Raw genomic sequence first — 16006 nt, 5'->3', positions numbered from 1 at the left:
CTCAGGCCTTGGCCTGCTCCATCAGGGTCACGAAACGGTCGAACAGCGGGCCGACATCGTGCGGGCCCGGCGAGGCTTCCGGGTGGCCCTGGAACGAGAACGCCGGCACGTCGGTGCGCGCGATGCCCTGGTTGGTGCCATCGAACAGCGAGCGGTGGGTCACGCGCAGGGTCGGCGGCAGCGAGCTTTCGTCGACCGCGAAGCCGTGGTTCTGCGAGGTGATCATCACCCGGCCGCTGTCCAGGTCCTGCACCGGGTGGTTGGCGCCGTGGTGGCCATGGCCCATCTTGACCGTCTTGGCGCCGGAGGCCAGCGCCAGCAGCTGGTGACCCAGGCAGATGCCGAACACCGGCAGCTTGGCGGCGATGAATTCCTTGATCGCGGCGATGGCGTAGTCGCACGGTTCCGGGTCGCCCGGGCCGTTGGACAGGAACACGCCGTCCGGCTTCATCGCCAGCACTTCGGCGGCCGGGGTCTGCGCCGGCACCACGGTGATCTCGCAGCCGCGCTCGGCCAGCATGCGCAGGATGTTCAGCTTGGCGCCGAAGTCATAGGCCACGACCTTGAAGCGGCCCGGCACGCTGACGAACGCGTTGGCGTCCAGGTCCAGCTGGCCTTCGGTCCAGGGGTAGCTCTTTTCGGTGGTGACCACCTTGGCCAGGTCCATGCCCTTCAGGCCCGGGAACTTGCGGGCCGCTTCCAGCGCCTTTTCCACATCGATGTCGCCCGCCATCAGCGCGCCGTTCTGGGCGCCGCGCTCGCGCAGGATGCGGGTCAGCTTGCGGGTGTCGATGCCGGCGATGGCGACCACGCCACGCTGCACCAGCCAGTCCTGCAGGGACACCTGGTTGCGCCAGCTGCTCGGGCGGCGCGGAACGTCGCGCACGATCAGACCGGCCGACCACACCTTGGACGCTTCATCGTCCTGGTCGGTCATGCCGGTGTTGCCGATGTGCGGATAGGTCAACGTGACCATCTGCCGGGCGTAGGACGGGTCGGTCAGCACTTCCTGGTAGCCGGTCATGGCGGTGTTGAACACCACCTCACCGACGGACAGGCCGGGCGCGCCTACGGATTCACCCTCGAAAACGGTACCGTCTTCAAGGACGAGGATTGCGGCTTGGGTCACGGAACATCTCACTTTGGCTACCAAGGGGGAACCGAAGTCACGCCTGCGCTCACGGAAATCCGGTTGCAAAAAAGCGCGGACGTGCGGTCTGGGACCGGTCCGGCTTTCGTGATTCGGCGAGTGCGAATTGTAGCGCCGCCGGGCCGCCCGCGCCAGCGGTTATCGCGGTTTCTGAACAGGCGATTGCGTATTCATTTCAATCCGGCGGCGTATGCCGGGCGCCCGCCCCGGCCCTGGCAGGCGCCAACCGTGGTTGGCGCTTCCCGGAAAGCCTGCCCACCAAGGTTGGCATCCACCATCGACCTGGGCCGGTCAGCGCGGCCCGTCCAGCAGGTCACGGACCCGGTAGCTGCCGGCCGGCCGGCCCGGCAGCTGGCGGGCCACGAACAGCGCCCCCCGGGCGAAGATGTCGCGGTTGGTCGCGCGGTGCACCAGCTCGATGCGCTCGCCCTGGCCGGTGAACTGCACCAGGTGCTCACCGATGATGTCGCCGGCCCGCAGGCTGGCGTAGTGCGGCTGGGCACCGCCCCGCTCCGCCGCCGCGCCCAGGGTCAGGGCGGTCCCGGAGGGTGCGTCCTTCTTCTTCGTATGGTGCGACTCGACCACATCGCAGTCCCAGCCCGCCAGCGCCTGCGCCGCGCGCTCGACCAGTTCGTCCAGCACCGCCACGCCCAGGCTGAAATTCGACGCCCACACCAGCGGGATCGTCGCGGCGGCCGCGTCCAGCGCATCACGCTGCACCGGACTGATGCCGGTGGTGCCCGACACCAGGCCGGCACCACGCTCGACGCACAGGGCAACGATCGGGTCGAAGCCTTCGGGCAGGCTGAAATCAATGGCCACATCGAACGGCGGCGCGCCGGGCAGTTCGCTGGCGGCGAAGTGCGGCACGCCATCGACCACGCGCTGCGCCGGCGCACGGCCGGTGACCGCCGCCACGACCTGCAGCTGTTCGGGGTGTTCGGCGGCCAGGCGCAGCAGGGCCTGGCCCATGCGCCCGGAAGCGCCGTGGATGAGCAATCGCAGGGGAGTCTGGTTCATCCGCGCAGGCTAGCCGGTGCGCGCGTGGTTCGACAAGCACCATGACTGCTACGCTGCCCGCCCCGTTTCGATGAGGCCGCCATGCAGATTTCCGAACAGCTCGTGTTGGTCACCGGTGCCGGCCGCGGCCTGGGCCAGCACATCGCCCGCGCCTTCGCCGCGCAGGGCGCGCGCGTGATCATCAACTACCGCCGTAGCGAGGCCACCGCGCGCGCCCTGGCCAGCACGCTGGGCGGCAATGCCCTGGCGCTGCAGGCCGATGTGACTGATCGCGCCCAGGTCGATGCCCTGCTGCAGCAGGGCCAGGCCCACTTCGGCCAGGCCGTGACCACCGTGGTGAACAACGCGCTGGCCGCGTTTTCGTTCAACGGCGATGGCCGCGATGCGGCCGATACCATCGGCTGGCCGGCCTTCCAGGCGCAGTTCGAAGGCAGCGTGCGCGGCGCACTGAACACCGTGCAGGCCAGCCTGCCGGGCATGCAGGCACGGCGCTTCGGCCGCATCATCAACATCGGCACCAACCTGTTCCAGAACCCGGTCGTGCCCTACCACGATTACACCGCCGCCAAGGCCGCCCTGCTGTCGCTGACCCGCACCCTGGCCGGCGACCTCGGCCCGCATGGCATCACCGTGAACATGCTGTCCGGCGGCCTGCTGCGTACCACCGACGCCAGTGCCGCCACGCCCGAGGCCGTGTTCGACTACATCGCCGCCAACACCCCGCTGCGCAGCGTGACCACCCCGGCCGAGTTCGCCGATGCCGTGCTGTTCTTCGCCAGCCCCTGGGCGCGCGCGGTCACCGGCCAGAACCTGGTGGTCGATGGCGGGCTGGTGCGGGACTGAGCGGTGCGCATTTCCGAGGTCGCCCAGCGCACCGGCGCCAGCGCCAAGGCCATCCGCCTGTATGAGGCGCGTGGCCTGCTGCCGCCGGTGGCCCGCCACAACCGCTACCGCAGCTACAGCGAGCAGGACGTGGCGATGGTGCAGCTGATCCGCCAGGCACTGGCGCTGGGCATCGGCCTGGCGGCCGTTTCGCGCCTGCGCCGCGCCGACGGCCAGCTTGACTGGCCGGGCGTAGCGGCCCTGCTTGAGCGCCAGCATGCGCAGGTCGTGGCCGAACGCGAGCGCCTGCGCGGCGTGGAACGCCAACTGCGCCAGGTACAGGACGGGCTCCGGCACTGGCTGCAGCACGGCGGCGGGGACTGCGACCTGGCCCGGCACGACTGCGCGCGCGCGCCTGCTTGACTCTGCCCCTGGGGCACAGCGGAAGGTGGCCGCTTCACAGCCATGAGGTGATCCGTGCCGCGCTCCATCCTTGTCCTGCTGGGCCACCCCGACCGCAACAGCCTCTGCGGCGCGCTGGCCGAACGTTACGCTGCCGCCGCGACCGAGGCCGGTCATGCCGTCCGCCTGATCGCACTGGGCGAACTGATGTTCGACCCGATCCTGCGCCACGGTTACCGCCAGGTGCAGCCGCTGGAACCGGACCTGCGGCAGGCCGCCGATGCCATCGCCGCCTGTGACCATCTGGTACTGGTGTATCCCACCTGGTGGGGGGCGATGCCCGCGCTGTTGAAGGGTTTCTTCGACCGCGTGCTGCTGCCGGGCTATGCCTTCCGCTACCGGCAGGGTTCGGTCTGGTGGGACCGGCTGCTGGCTGGCCGCAGCGCCCGGGTGATCACCCCGATGGACACGCCGCTCTGGTACTACCGCGGGTTCTATCGCGCGCCGGGCCATGCACAGGTACGCGGCACCATCCTGGAGTTCTGCGGCATCCGCCCGGTACGGATCACCGCACTGGGGCCGGTACGCAGCAGCACGCCCGCACGGCGGGACGCATGGCTGGAAAAGGTTGAACGCCTGGGGCGGGCCGGACGCTGATGGCGAACGCCGCCAGGCATGGCCTGGCGCTACAGATGAACCCACGCCCTGCGTGGACGGGGCCATCATCCGGTAGATCCACGCCATGCGTGGATGAAACCCACATCGTGCGATCCCCGATGCCGCCCGGCATGGCCGGGCGCCAGCCAGGGGCAACGCGGGTCAATGCTGCTTCGGCGGGCTCGGGCCGCAACTGTCGCAGCCACCGCACGCACCACCGCCACCGGCTACCGGGGGGGCGATCCTGCGGCCCAGCCGCTGCAGCCAGGCGGCACGGGAAGGCCGCACAAGGCGCAGCGCCAGGGCACCCCGCGCCTTGCGCACGGTGCCGGGAAACTGCTTCTTCAACACCACCCACGCACTGACCAGCACGGCCAGCGCGATCAGCACGTATTGCAGCAGCAGCCCGCGGTCCATCAGCCGCCTCCCAGTGCCACGGTCACCTGGTAGGTGATCAGCGAGGCCACGTAGGCCGCCGCGAACAGGTAGAAGGCCGCAAAGCCCATCTGCCGCCACGAATTGGTTTCGCGCTTGATGGTGGCCAGGGTGGAAATGCACATCGGTGCGTAGATGTACCAGACCAGCAGCGACAACGCGGTGGCCAGCGACCAGCCATCGCTGATCAACGGGGTCAGTGCCTGGCTGGCGGCATCGTCATCGGCGGCCGACAGCGCATAGACGGTGGCCAGCGAGGCCACGGCCACTTCGCGCGCGGCGAGGCCCGGAATCAGCGCAATGCAGATCTGCCAGTTGAAGCCCAGCGGTGCGAACACCACCGCCAGCGCATGGCCCAGCTGGCCGGCGAAGCTGTAGTCGATCGCCGGCATCGTCGCGTTTTCCGGCGCGCCGGGGAAGGACAGCAGGAACCACAACAGCACGGTCAGCGCCAGGATGATGCCGCCCACGCGCTTGAGGAAGATGGTGGCACGCTCGTACAGGCCCACCGCCAGGTCACGCGGGTTCGGCAGGCGGTAGGACGGCAGCTCCAGCATCAGCGGGTGCTCGCTCTTGTCGCGGCGCCACTTCTTCATGATCCACGACATCGCCAGCGCGCTGAGGATGCCGGCCGCATACAGGCCGAACAGCACCAGGCCCTGCTGGTTGAACACCCCCCAGACGGTCTTCTGCGGGATGAACGCACCAATCAGCAGCGCATACACCGGCAGCCGCGCCGAGCAGGTCATCAGCGGCGCCACCAGGATCGTCGCCAGGCGGTCGCGCGGGTCCTGGATGCTGCGGGTGGACATGATGCCCGGCACCGCGCAGGCAAAGCTGGACAGCAGCGGGATGAACGAGCGGCCGGACAGGCCGGCGGCCGCCATCATGCGGTCCAGCAGGAACGCCGCACGCGGCAGGTAGCCGGATTCCTCCAGCACCAGGATGAAGAAGAACAGGATCAGGATCTGCGGCAGGAACACCACCACGCTGCCGGTGCCGGCGATGATGCCGTCGCTGATCAGGCTGGCCAGCGGCCCGGCCGGCAGCACGCCGGCAACGTACTGCCCCAGCCAGGCGAAACCGGCATCGATGCCGTCCATCAGCGGGGCGGCCCAGGCGTACACCGCCTGGAAGATCAGGAACATCACCACCACCAGCGTGGCCAGGCCCCAGACCGGGTGCAGCAGCCAGCGGTCCAGCCTGTCGTCGATCTCGGCGGTCCGCGCCGGCATGCGTACCGCCGCATCCAGCACCGCACGCACGCGGGCGTGGTAATCGGTCTCCGCCGCCACGGTCACCGGGGCGTCCAGGTGCGGCACCATCGCGTCCAGGCGCTCCACCAGCGCCTTGGCGCCCTGCTTGCGCACGGCCACCGTTTCCACCACCGGCACGCCGATCTCGCGCTCCAGCGCGGCCACATCGATCTGGATGCCCCGGCGCTGGGCCGCATCGACCATGTTCAGCGCGATGACCATCGGCTTGCCCAGCTCGCGCAGTTCCAGCGCGAAGCGCAGGTGCAGGCGCAGGTTGGTGGCATCGATCACGCACAGCAGCACGTCCGGCGCGGCCTCGCCCGGGTAGAACCCCCGGCACAGGTCACGGGTGATCGCCTCGTCCAGGCTGGCCGGCTGCAGGCTGTAGGCGCCCGGAAGATCGAGCACGGCGAACTCGCGGCCGGAGGGCGCGCGCAGCCGGCCTTCCTTGCGCTCCACGGTCACGCCGGTGTAGTTGGCCACCTTCTGCCGGCTGCCGGTGAGCTGGTTGAACAGCGCGGTCTTGCCACTGTTGGGGTTGCCGACCAGCGCGATGCGCAGGGGGGCGGCGTTGGCGGCGGCATTCATGCGCGGGACTCCGGACGGGCGGCATCGATGACGATCCGCTTGGCTTCACTGATACGCAGCGCGAAACGGGTAAACCCCACCTGCACCAGCAGCGGTTCGCCGCCGACCGGGCCCCGCGCGACCAGGCGGACATCCTCACCCTTCACGAAACCCAGCTCGCGCAGCCGCCGGGCGATGGCATCGTTGGCGTGCAGGTCCTGCACGGAATCGACCACGGCCGGGGTGTGCAGGGGCAGTTCGGACAGCGTCATCTAGCGCAATCTCAGCTGGATGTAAATGGTTCTCGATTCTAACATTCCCGCGTCGCGTCATGGCCCATGACCAATGGCCCGCTATGATCCAGTCAGGTATGGAATGACCCGAGACTCATGACCGACGCATTGAAGATCGAGCGCAGCGGCGCCACCCTCACCCTCTGGCTGAACCGGCCGGAGCTGCACAATGCCTTCGATGCCGGGCTGATCGCCCAGCTGACCGCCGCGCTGGAGGCGGCCGGCCGCGATGACAGCGTGCGTGCCGTGGTGATCGCCGGGCACGGCGCCTCGTTCTCGGCCGGGGCGGACATGCAGTGGATGCGCGGCATGGCCGCCGCCAGCGAAGAGGCCAACCGGGAAGACGCCATGGCCCTGGCACGGTTGATGCGCACCCTGGACGAACTGCCCAGGCCGACCCTGGCCCGCGTCCACGGCGCCGCCTTTGGCGGTGGCGTCGGCCTGGTGGCCTGCTGCGACATCGCCATCGCCGTTTCCAGCGCCCGCTTCGGCCTGACCGAAAGCCGGCTGGGCCTGCTGCCGGCGGTGATCTCCCCGTATGTGATCGAAGCGATCGGCGCCCGCCAGTCACGCCGCTGGTTCGCTACGGGTGAACACTTCGACGCCGAGACCGCCCTGCGCATCGGCCTGGTCCACCAGCTGGTCGAACCGGAGCGGCTGGACGAGGCCGTGCAGCGCCAGCTGGCCCTGCTGGACAAGGCCGGTCCGATCGCTTCGGCCTCGGCCAAGCAGCTGGTGCGCCAGGTCCGCGACAGCCGCGACCGCGACGCCCTGGACCGCGACAATGCCGCGCTGATCGCCCGCCTGCGGGTCTCGGCCGAAGGCCAGGAGGGCCTGGGCGCCTTCCTGGACAAGCGGGCCCCACACTGGGTCACGGAGGCCTGAGATGCTTGACCATGTTGGCCTGACCTGCACCGATATCGCCCGCAGCACCGCGTTCTATACAGCCGCACTGGCCCCGCTGGGCATCACGCTGGTGATGGAAGTCAGCGCCGCACAGACCGGTGCCCATGACCACGCCGGTTTCGGCCGCGACGGCAAGCCGTTCCTGTGGGTCGGCAATGGTCCTGGCAGCAGTGCCGGCACCCATGTCGCGCTGGCCTGCCCGGATCGCGCCGCGGTCGATGCCTTCCACGCGGCCGCGCTGGCCGCCGGGGGCACCGACAACGGTGCGCCGGGGCTGCGCCCCTGGTACCACCCCGATTACTACGCCGCCTTCGCGCTGGACCCGGACGGCGCCAACATCGAGGCGGTCTGCCACCTTCCGGGCTGAACCGCCCTGCCCTTCGCCCCGGCCCTCCCTGCCCGTGGCCGCTTTCCCAGGAACCACCGTGAGCCAGCCCAGCCCCACCCCCTCCTCCGCTGATTTCGTCCGCATCGTCGAAGTCGGCCCCCGCGATGGCCTGCAGAATGAAAAGCAGCCCATCGCCACCGCGGACAAGATCACCCTGATCGACCGCCTGTCGGCCACCGGCCTGCGCACCATCGAGGCCACCAGCTTCGTCAGCCCCAAGTGGGTGCCCCAGCTGGCCGATGCTGCCGAGGTCTACGCCGGCATCCAGCGCCACCCGGGCATCGCCTACCCGGTGCTGGTGCCCAACGAGCAGGGCTATGACCGTGCCCGCGCGGTCGGCGTGACCGAAGTGGCGGTGTTCACGGCCGCCTCGGAAGCCTTCAACCGCACCAACACCAACGCCGGGATCGACGAATCGCTGGCCCGGTTCGCGCCGATCCTGCGCCGCGCCGCCGCCGATGGCGTACGGGTGCGCGGCTACGTGTCCACCGTGCTCGGCTGCCCCTACCAGGGCGCGGTGCCGGTCAGCGATGTGGTGCGCGTGGCCCGTGCCCTGCACCAGATGGGCTGCTACGAAATCTCGCTGGGCGACACCATCGGCGTGGGCACCCCGCACAAGGCGCGCGCGATGCTGCAGGCCGTTGCCACCGAGATTCCGATGGCGGCACTGGCGGTGCACTTCCACGACACCTACGGGCAGGCCATCGCCAACATCGCCGCCTGCCTGGAGGAAGGCGTGCGCGTGGTGGACAGCGCGGTGTCCGGTGCCGGTGGCTGCCCCTACGCCAAGGGCGCCAGCGGCAACGTCGCCAGCGAGGATGTGGTCTACCTGCTGCAGGGCCTGGGCCTGGACTGCGGGGTGGACCTGCCTGCACTGGCCGAGACCGGCCGCTGGCTGGCCGGGCTGCTCGGGCGGCCGACCGCCAGCCGCGTGGGCCAGGCACTGGCCGCCTCCGGCTGAGCCCGGCTGCACGCACTGCACAACGGACAGGACAGCGGCATCCGCTAGAATCGCCGGTTCTGAAACCTGCAGGACCGTGCAATGCAGCTGTCTTCCGTCCGTGCCGTCATCACCGGCGGCGTATCCGGCCTTGGCCTGGCCGTCGCTGAACACCTCGTCGCCCAGGGCGCCAAGGTGGCGCTGTTCGATCTCAACGCCGACAAGGGCGCCGCCGCCGTGGCCACGCTGGGCGACGGCAACGCGCGCTATTTCAACGTCAACGTCAGCGATGAAGCCGCCGTGGCCGCTGCCATCGACCAGGCCCACGATTTCCTCGGCGGCCTGAACGTGGCCGTCAACTGCGCCGGCATCCTGGGCGCCGGCCGCGTGCTGGGCAAGGAAGGGCCGATGCCGCTGGCCGGGTTCCAGGGCACGGTGATGGTCAACCTGGTCGGCAGCTTCAATGTCGCCAAGGCCGCCGCCAACCGCATGCAGCACAACGCGGCCGGCAGCGACGGCGAGCGCGGCGTCATCATCAACACCGCCAGCATCGCCGCCTACGAAGGCCAGATCGGCCAGGCGGCCTACGCCGCCAGCAAGGGCGGCGTGGTATCCATGACCCTGCCGATGGCCCGCGAACTGTCGCGCTTCGGCATCCGCGTGAACACCATCGCCCCGGGCGTGTTCTGGACGCCGATGGTCGATGGCATGCCGCCGGCCGTGCAGGAATCGCTGGCCGCCTCGATTCCGTTCCCCTCGCGCCTGGGCAAGCCGGAGGATTTCGCCAGCCTGGTCGGCTATATCCTGGGCAACACCTACCTCAACGGCGAGACCATCCGCCTGGACGGCGCCACCCGCCTCGCTCCGAAGTGATTCCCCCGGGCGCCGGGACGGCGCCCTCCCCCAACGAGCTACACCACCATGAAAGCCAACGACATCAAGAAGGGCAACGTCGTCGAGTACAACAACGGCGTCTACCAGATCCGCGACATCGAACGCAGCTCGCCGCAGGGCCGCGGCGGCAATGTGCGCTTCCGCTTCATCATGTACAGCGTGCCGGGCGGCAACAAGCTCGACGCCAGCTTCGACGCCGATGACAACCTGGTGGAAGTGGAGCTGCTGCGCCGCCAGTCGACCTATTCGTACAAGGATGGCGAGGCGTTCGTGTTCCTCGATGACGAGGACTACACCCCCTACACCCTGGACGCGGACGTGATCGGCGATGACGCCGGCTACATCACCGATGGACTGACCGGCATCTACGTGCAGGTCATCGACGAACTGCCGGTGGCCATCCAGCTGCCGCAGAACGTGACCCTGGAAGTGGTGGAAACCCCGCCGGAACTGAAGGGCGGCACCGCCACCAAGCGCCCGAAGCCGGCCAAGCTGAACACCGGCATGGAAATCATGGTGCCCGAATACATCACCAACGGCGAACGCGTGCTGGTGAACACCACCACCGGCGAATTCGCCGGCCGCGCGGACTGAATCCGCTGCCCCCGATGCCGGCATGGCTGGCACCGGGGGCGTCCGGTGCCGCGATTGATGAAGGCGCCATCCACGCATGGCGTGGATCTACATGACAGGACCGCGTCGCTTCCGGCATTGATGCCGGTGTCACCCACGCATGGCGTGGATCTACGCGGGCATGGCCCGTGCGCGTCGTTCAACGCGCCGCGAACGTACCGCAACCGTGGTATTGGCGGGTGCCTACCGTCAGCATCGCGCGCGCCTCGAACGGTTCGCCACTCATGTCGTCCTCGCAGGCACCCCGCTGGAAACTCAGCTTGATGTCCGTACCATCGGTGGCCTTGCCGATCCAGCCATCGGCCCCCTGCGCAGGGGTGGGCACCTCGAAGCGACGGTCGCCATAGTCCACTTCCACGCGCAGCACCGGCCCACCGTGTATGCCGGCCTCCACATCCGCCGTCCAACCGGGCTCATTGCCACGGGCATGGAAGCGCGCAGGCGCGATGGTCCGTGCCGACGAATCCTTGCCCCCTGCCCGGCAGGTACGATCCGGCTCGCCGGCCAGGCTCAGCACGCCATCGCCGTCGCCCTTGGTCCACAGCGCATTGCCCTGCGCATCACCGAAACGCGCGCCCGATGCCACCATCTCCGGCTCCAGCTGCAGCGTGCGGCCCGCCACCCGCACCGTGGCGCGTTCCTGCCCGTGGTAGGTGGCCTCCACGGCCAGCTCGCCACACTGGAACACCACGTGCTCGCTGCTGGCGGCGGCCTTCGGTACCGGCGTGTCGTCGCCAGCGGCCGGCGGCGCAGCGGCGGGCGTCGGCTGGCAGGCCGCCAGCGCCATCGCCAATGGGGCCACGAACAGCACGGTTACAGCTCGCATGCATCGACTCCTTGTCGCAACGTCATCAATCCTTGACCGTACCACTGCTGGCCGGCCATCAACTGAGCGGGGCCTGACCACGGCCCGGCTCAGGCCAGGATCAGCGTCATCGACAGCAGCTGTGCACCGGCCGGGCAGGCACTGCACGCCCACACCCGCAGCAACCGCAACTGCACGGGTGGAAGGTTCCGGCCCTCCATGCGTACCTGAAGGCGCACCGTGCTGGTGCGCAGGGCTAGGCGGCCGCACAGCAGCGTCTCGACATCCTGCTCGTCCAGCCCCTGCACCTGGACCCCGCCTGCGCGCCATGCCTGCCAGCCGGGCAACACCGGAAGCGGCTCCCCCTGGGCATCGAGCACGAAGAACGCCGGCGACAGCATGGCATCGATGTCCGCGGCCGCGCCCTGCACCAGCGCCCGCTGCAGGCGTTCTTCCAGGGCCTGCAGCTGCGCTGCCTCCAATCCGTCAACGTTGGTGACCATCCACGGACTCTCCTGTCATCGGCCGGCGCCGCAGCAGGTGCCGGCCCAGCCAGCGCCGCGCCCCCTGCACCACGATGTAGAACGCCGGCACGAAGAACACCGCCAGCACGGTCGCACTGACCATGCCACCGAACACGCCGGTACCGATGGCCTGCTGGGTTTCGCGCGATGCCCCCTGCGCCAGCATCAACGGCACCACGCCCAGAGCGAAGGCCAGCGATGTCATCAGGATCGGCCGCAGGCGCAGACGGGCTGCTTCCAGCGCCGCACCGGCCGCACTGCGCCCCTGGCGCTGCAGCTGGCGGGCAAACTCCACGATCAGGATCGCGTTCTTTGCCGACAGGCCGATCACGGTAATCATGCCGACCTTGAAGAACACATCGTTCGGCATGCCCCGCAACAACACCGCCGCCACCGCACCCAGCAGCCCCAGCGGCACCACCAGCAGCACCGCTACCGGAATCGACCAGCTTTCATACAGCGCCGCAAGCACCAGGAACACCACCAGCATCGACAGCAGCAGCAACCACGGTGCCTGCGCCGCCGATTCGCGCTCCTGCAGCGACTGGCTGGTCCACTGCAGTGCGAACCCCGGCGGCAGCTGGCGCGCCAGCCGCTCCATCTCGGCCATGGCCTGGCCGGTGGACACGCCCTGTGCCGGCGCACCGGTGACATTCAACGCCGGGAAGCCCAGGTAACGCTGCAGCTGCAGCGGTGCCTGCGTCCACACCGGCGTGACCAGCTCGGACAGGGCGACCATCCCGCCATCGTGGTTGCGCACGTACAGCGCCAGCACATCGTCGATCTCCATGCGGTGCGCGGCATCGGCCTGCACGATCACCTGCTGCAGCCGGCCGGCATTGGGGAAGTCATTGACGTACTGCGACCCCATCGCGGCGGACAACGTGCTGCTGATGTCCGCAAAGCCCACGCCCATCGCCTCGGCCTTGGCACGGTCGATGTCCAGCCGCAGCGCCGTGCCGGACGGCAACCCGTCGGCATGCACCTCGGCCAGCAGCGGGCTGGCCTGTGCGGCAGCCAGCAGCTGCTCCAGCGCGGCACGCAGCTGTGCCGGGCCCTGGCCGGTGCGCGCCTGCAGGGCCAGGCTGAAGCCGGACGAGCGGCCCAGGCTGTCGATGGCCGGCGGCAGCACGCTGATGACCTCGCCTTCCCGCAGCCCGGCCATCGCCTGCTGCACGGCCACCACCTCATCGGCGGCCGTGGCTCCGGCGCGCTCGCCCCAGTCCTTGAGCATGGTGTAGGCCAGTGCCGCACTCGGCCCCGAGCCGGCGAAGCTGTAACCGAGGATCGACTGGTTGGATGCGATGCCCGGCCGCGATGCCACATGCTGTTCATACGCCTCCACCACCGCCAGCGTGCGTTCGGCAGTCGCCTCGGCAGGCAGCTGGATGGAGGTCATGAAGTACCCCTGGTCTTCTTCCGGCAGGAACGCACCGGGCAGCGCGTACAGGCCCAGCAGCAGCGCCACCACCAGCCCGGCAAACACGCCCATCACCCGTCCGGCCCGGCGCAGCACCACGGCTACGCCCTGCTGGTAGCGGCCGGTCATGCGCTCGAAGGCACGGTTGAACGCACCGAAGAAGCCGCTGCGGCCATGGTGGCCACGGGTGCTCGGGCGCAGCAGGGTGGCGCACAGCGCCGGGGTCAGGCTCAAGGCCAGCAGTGCCGAGAACAGGATCGACACCGACATCGCCACGGTGAACTGGCGGTAGATCGCCCCGACCGAACCGCTGGCCAGTGCCATCGGGATGAACACTGCGGTCAGCACCAGGGTGATGCCCACCACGGCGCCGGTCAGTTCGCGCATCGCCTTGAGCGTGGCCTCGCGCGGCGGCAGCCCTTCCTCGGCCATGATCCGCTCCACGCCTTCCACCACCACGATCGCGTCGTCGACGATGATGCCGATGGCCAGCACCATGCCGAACATCGTCAGCACGTTGATCGAGAAGCCCGCCGCCAGCATCACCGCGAAGGTGCCCAGCAGGGCGATCGGCGCCACCAGCGCGGGAATCAGGGTGTAGCGCCAGTTCTGCAGGAACAGGAACATCACCGCGAACACCAGCGCCATGGCTTCAAGCAGTGTCTGCACCACTTTCTGGATGGAGATCTTCACAAACGGCGCGGTGTCGAACGGAATACTCGCCGACACGCCCTGCGGCAGCAAGGGCTGCAGCTCGGCCAGGCGCGCGCGCACCGCCGCCGCCGTGCGCACGGCATTGGCGCCGGGGCGCAGCTGCACACCGGCGGCGGTGGCCGGGCGGCCATCCTCGCGGGTGCCCCAGGCATAGCTCTGCGCGCCCAGTTCGACCCGGGCCACATCCCCCAGCAGCACGCGCGAGCCATCGCGGCCGGCGCGCAGCACGATGGCGGCGAAGGCCTCCGGCGTGGACAGCTGGCCCTGCGCATTGAGCGGCACGGTGATGCGCTGGCCGGCCACCGCCGGCGAATCGCCGATGCGGCCCGGTGCGATCTCCAGGTTCTGCTGCTCGATGGCGCTGGCCACATCGGTCACGGTCAGGCCATAGCCGGTCAGCCGTGCCGGGTCCAGCCAGACCCGCATGGCCTGCTCGGCACCGAACAGCTGCACCCGGCCCACGCCATCGACACGGCGCAGTTCCTCGATGATGTTGCGGGCCATGAAGTCGCCCAGCGCGGCTTCGCTGACGCTGCCATCGGGCGAGTTCAACCCGACCAGCATCAGGAAGCCCGAATCGGCCGCCTCCACGAACAGGCCGTTCTGCCGCACCGTGCGTGGCAGCCGCGGCTCGATGGCCTTGATGCGGTTCTGTACGTCCACCTGTGCCAGCTCCGGATCGGTACCGGGCACGAAGGTCGCCGTGATCGAGGCTTCACCGGACGTATCCACCGACGATTCGAAGTACAGCAGGTGCTTGACGCTGGACAGCTCACGCTCGATCAGGCCGACCACCGCATCATTGAGCGTCTGCGGACTGGCGCCGGGGTAGCTGGCATAGATGCTGACACTGGGCGGGGCGACCGCCGGGTAGCGCTCCACCGCCAGGCGCGGGATCGCCAGCACGCCGGCCAGCACGATGAAGATCGCCAGCACCCAGGCGAATACCGGGCGATCGATGAAGAAGCGGGCCATGATGTGTTCCTTCCCTGTGGCCGGTATACCCGGACCGTGCTGTGCTCAGGACTGTTCTGCCGCGGCGGTGACCGGCTGCCAGCGGCGGGCATCCACCTGCATGCCTTCCTGCAGGCGCTCCTGCCCCTCCACCACCACCTTTTCGCCGGCCGCCAGGCCCTGGCGCACGCGCCAATGACCGGGCACGCCGCTGTCCACCTGCAGCGTGCGGATGACCGCCTTGCCGTCGCTGGCGATCACCCAGGCATACGCCTGGCCGCCCGCACTGCGCAGCACGGCCTGCTGTGGCAGCAGCACGGTGCTGTCCGGCCCGCCGCGTGGCACCCGTGCACGGACATACATGCCCGGTAGCAGTTCACGGCGCGGGTTGTCGACCAGGATGCGCAGGATCACATCACCGGTACGCGCATCGACGTTGATGCCCGAGAACAGCAGCTGCCCGGACTCGGCCAGCGGTTGCCCGCCCGGCCCCAGCACGGTCACCGCCACGGCATCGCCCTGCCCGGCACTGCGCTGCAGCGGCTGCAGCTGCGATGCGGGCTGGCGCACGTCCACATAGACCTGGTCGATCTGCTGCACCACCGCCATCGGCTCGGCATCGGCCACGCCCACCAGCGCGCCTTCACTGACCAGCGCCTGGTCGATACGCCCGGCGATGGGCGCGCTGACCGTGGCGTAGCGCAGGTCCAGCTGGCGCCGGGCCAGGATCGCCCGGGCCTCGTTGACCGCCGCGCGCGCCTGCTCATGCTCGGCATTGGCATCGTCGCGGTTCTGCTGGCTGACCGCCTGCGCACTGGCCAGCGCATGCAGGCGCTGCGAATGCAGGCGCGAACGTGCCAGCGCCGCCTCGCTGCGCTGCAGGGCGGCCAGCGCCGAATCGACATCGGCGCGGAACGCTGCCGGATCGATCTGGAACAGCGGCTGGCCCTGGCCGACTTCGGCGCCCTGCTCGAACAGGCGCTTGAGCACGATGCCGCCCACCTGCGCACGGATCTGCGCGGTACGCACCGCCGCTACGCGGCCGGGCAGTTCGTCTTCACGCTGCACGACCTGCGGGGCCACGGTCAGCACGCCCACGCGGGGCGGGGCCGGTGGCGGCGCGTCGGGCGCGGAGCAGGCCGTCATGGCCAGGGCGAGGGCCGCGCACAGCGCGGCGAACGGGGTCCTGAAGGTTCTCATTGCTGTACACGGGCCGGCATCGCGGC

The 16006-nt window shown here is 69.5% G+C and carries 17 protein-coding genes; 8 read left to right on the top strand and 9 right to left on the bottom strand.

The window, feature by feature from the left end; all coding sequences use genetic code 11:
- Position 1 precedes the first annotated feature (1 nt).
- Both carA and dapB read right to left on the bottom strand, forming a co-directional pair.
- Positions 2-1129, bottom strand: coding sequence for a glutamine-hydrolyzing carbamoyl-phosphate synthase small subunit (carA, locus tag Q9R17_RS17985; RefSeq protein WP_308155943.1), 1128 nt, complete (start codon positions 1127-1129; stop codon positions 2-4).
- A gap of 312 nt (positions 1130-1441) precedes the next feature.
- The gene (gene dapB, locus Q9R17_RS17980) at positions 1442-2170 is read right to left on the bottom strand and encodes a 4-hydroxy-tetrahydrodipicolinate reductase (protein WP_308155942.1); all 729 of its coding nucleotides are present in this window, start codon (positions 2168-2170) and stop codon (positions 1442-1444) included.
- A gap of 81 nt (positions 2171-2251) precedes the next feature.
- Between dapB and Q9R17_RS17975 the strand changes: the two genes are divergently transcribed.
- Genes Q9R17_RS17975 through Q9R17_RS17965 form a run of 3 tightly spaced genes read left to right on the top strand, consistent with a single transcriptional unit; the run spans position 2252 to position 4051 of the window.
- Positions 2252-3013: a 3-oxoacyl-ACP reductase gene (locus tag Q9R17_RS17975; protein ID WP_308155941.1), complete on the top strand. Its 762-nt coding sequence runs from the start codon at positions 2252-2254 to the stop codon at positions 3011-3013.
- A 3-nt stretch (positions 3014-3016) separates the two neighbouring features.
- Positions 3017-3415: a MerR family transcriptional regulator gene (locus Q9R17_RS17970; RefSeq protein ID WP_308155940.1), complete on the top strand. Its 399-nt coding sequence runs from the start codon at positions 3017-3019 to the stop codon at positions 3413-3415.
- Positions 3416-3469: 54 nt separating this feature from the next.
- Complete coding sequence (locus Q9R17_RS17965; protein WP_308155939.1) at positions 3470-4051, top strand: NAD(P)H-dependent oxidoreductase; 582 nt, start codon at positions 3470-3472, stop codon at positions 4049-4051.
- A 162-nt stretch (positions 4052-4213) separates the two neighbouring features.
- Here Q9R17_RS17965 and Q9R17_RS17960 read toward each other — a convergent pair whose 3' ends face one another.
- From Q9R17_RS17960 to Q9R17_RS17950, 3 genes are read right to left on the bottom strand one after another with little or no spacing between them, the layout of a single operon-like run.
- Positions 4214-4468 carry a DUF6587 family protein gene (locus Q9R17_RS17960; protein ID WP_308155938.1) on the bottom strand — a complete coding sequence of 85 codons (255 nt, stop codon included), beginning with the start codon at positions 4466-4468 and terminating at the stop codon, positions 4214-4216.
- Positions 4468-6330, bottom strand: a complete 1863-nt coding sequence (gene feoB / locus Q9R17_RS17955; RefSeq protein ID WP_308155937.1) for a ferrous iron transport protein B — start codon at positions 6328-6330, stop codon at positions 4468-4470. The genes Q9R17_RS17960 and feoB overlap by 1 nt, the downstream gene beginning before the upstream one ends.
- Complete coding sequence (locus Q9R17_RS17950) at positions 6327-6581, bottom strand: FeoA family protein (protein ID WP_308155936.1); 255 nt, start codon at positions 6579-6581, stop codon at positions 6327-6329. The genes feoB and Q9R17_RS17950 overlap by 4 nt, the downstream gene beginning before the upstream one ends.
- 117 nt (positions 6582-6698) lie before the next feature.
- Between Q9R17_RS17950 and Q9R17_RS17945 the strand changes: the two genes are divergently transcribed.
- The 5 genes from Q9R17_RS17945 (at position 6699) to yeiP (ending at position 10324) form a co-directional block, all read left to right on the top strand.
- Positions 6699-7487, top strand: coding sequence for an enoyl-CoA hydratase-related protein (locus tag Q9R17_RS17945; protein WP_308155935.1), 789 nt, complete (start codon positions 6699-6701; stop codon positions 7485-7487).
- A 1-nt stretch (position 7488) separates the two neighbouring features.
- Positions 7489-7875, top strand: coding sequence for a VOC family protein (locus Q9R17_RS17940; RefSeq protein WP_308155934.1), 387 nt, complete (start codon positions 7489-7491; stop codon positions 7873-7875).
- A gap of 58 nt (positions 7876-7933) precedes the next feature.
- Positions 7934-8857 carry a hydroxymethylglutaryl-CoA lyase gene (locus Q9R17_RS17935; protein ID WP_308155933.1) on the top strand — a complete coding sequence of 308 codons (924 nt, stop codon included), beginning with the start codon at positions 7934-7936 and terminating at the stop codon, positions 8855-8857.
- An 81-nt stretch (positions 8858-8938) separates the two neighbouring features.
- Complete coding sequence (locus Q9R17_RS17930) at positions 8939-9709, top strand: SDR family oxidoreductase (RefSeq protein WP_308155932.1); 771 nt, start codon at positions 8939-8941, stop codon at positions 9707-9709.
- 48 nt (positions 9710-9757) lie between these two features.
- A complete protein-coding gene (yeiP, locus tag Q9R17_RS17925; protein ID WP_308155931.1) occupies positions 9758-10324 on the top strand; it encodes an elongation factor P-like protein YeiP in 567 nt (188 codons plus the stop codon).
- Between the two features lie 178 nt (positions 10325-10502).
- Here yeiP and Q9R17_RS17920 read toward each other — a convergent pair whose 3' ends face one another.
- The 4 genes from Q9R17_RS17920 to Q9R17_RS17905 all read right to left on the bottom strand — a co-directional run bounded on the left by Q9R17_RS17920 (position 10503) and on the right by Q9R17_RS17905 (position 15980).
- Positions 10503-11189, bottom strand: coding sequence for an MliC family protein (locus Q9R17_RS17920; RefSeq protein ID WP_308155930.1), 687 nt, complete (start codon positions 11187-11189; stop codon positions 10503-10505).
- An 89-nt stretch (positions 11190-11278) separates the two neighbouring features.
- The gene (locus tag Q9R17_RS17915; protein ID WP_308155929.1) at positions 11279-11671 is read right to left on the bottom strand and encodes a nuclear transport factor 2 family protein; all 393 of its coding nucleotides are present in this window, start codon (positions 11669-11671) and stop codon (positions 11279-11281) included.
- Positions 11655-14801, bottom strand: coding sequence for a multidrug efflux RND transporter permease subunit (locus tag Q9R17_RS17910; RefSeq protein WP_308155928.1), 3147 nt, complete (start codon positions 14799-14801; stop codon positions 11655-11657). Before Q9R17_RS17910 ends, Q9R17_RS17915 begins: the two co-directional genes overlap by 17 nt.
- A 45-nt stretch (positions 14802-14846) precedes the next feature.
- On the bottom strand, positions 14847-15980 hold the full coding sequence (locus tag Q9R17_RS17905) for an efflux RND transporter periplasmic adaptor subunit (RefSeq protein ID WP_308155927.1): 1134 nt from the start codon (positions 15978-15980) through the stop codon (positions 14847-14849).
- Between the last annotated feature and the right edge of the window lie 26 nt (positions 15981-16006).

Origin of the sequence: Stenotrophomonas sp. 24(2023), assembly GCF_030913365.1 — a bacterium.
Taxonomy (GTDB): Bacteria; Pseudomonadota; Gammaproteobacteria; order Xanthomonadales; family Xanthomonadaceae; genus Stenotrophomonas.
This window is presented reverse-complemented; position numbering and strand designations above follow the sequence as displayed.

Excerpts from the sequence above, each read along its gene's own strand:
- dapB (WP_308155942.1), bottom strand. The coding sequence starts at position 2,170 with ATGAACCAGACTCCCCTGCGATTGCTCATCCACGGCGCTTCCGGGCGC.
- Q9R17_RS17975 (WP_308155941.1), top strand. The coding sequence starts at position 2,252 with ATGCAGATTTCCGAACAGCTCGTGTTGGTCACCGGTGCCGGCCGCGGC.
- Q9R17_RS17960 (WP_308155938.1), bottom strand. The coding sequence starts at position 4,468 with ATGGACCGCGGGCTGCTGCTGCAATACGTGCTGATCGCGCTGGCCGTG.
- feoB (WP_308155937.1), bottom strand. The coding sequence starts at position 6,330 with ATGAATGCCGCCGCCAACGCCGCCCCCCTGCGCATCGCGCTGGTCGGC.
- Q9R17_RS17950 (WP_308155936.1), bottom strand. The coding sequence starts at position 6,581 with ATGACGCTGTCCGAACTGCCCCTGCACACCCCGGCCGTGGTCGATTCC.
- Q9R17_RS17945 (WP_308155935.1), top strand. The coding sequence starts at position 6,699 with ATGACCGACGCATTGAAGATCGAGCGCAGCGGCGCCACCCTCACCCTC.
- Q9R17_RS17940 (WP_308155934.1), top strand. The coding sequence starts at position 7,489 with ATGCTTGACCATGTTGGCCTGACCTGCACCGATATCGCCCGCAGCACC.
- Q9R17_RS17930 (WP_308155932.1), top strand. The coding sequence starts at position 8,939 with ATGCAGCTGTCTTCCGTCCGTGCCGTCATCACCGGCGGCGTATCCGGC.
- yeiP (WP_308155931.1), top strand. The coding sequence starts at position 9,758 with ATGAAAGCCAACGACATCAAGAAGGGCAACGTCGTCGAGTACAACAAC.
- Q9R17_RS17920 (WP_308155930.1), bottom strand. The coding sequence starts at position 11,189 with ATGCGAGCTGTAACCGTGCTGTTCGTGGCCCCATTGGCGATGGCGCTG.
- Q9R17_RS17915 (WP_308155929.1), bottom strand. The coding sequence starts at position 11,671 with ATGGTCACCAACGTTGACGGATTGGAGGCAGCGCAGCTGCAGGCCCTG.
- Q9R17_RS17910 (WP_308155928.1), bottom strand. The coding sequence starts at position 14,801 with ATGGCCCGCTTCTTCATCGATCGCCCGGTATTCGCCTGGGTGCTGGCG.
- Q9R17_RS17905 (WP_308155927.1), bottom strand. The coding sequence starts at position 15,980 with ATGAGAACCTTCAGGACCCCGTTCGCCGCGCTGTGCGCGGCCCTCGCC.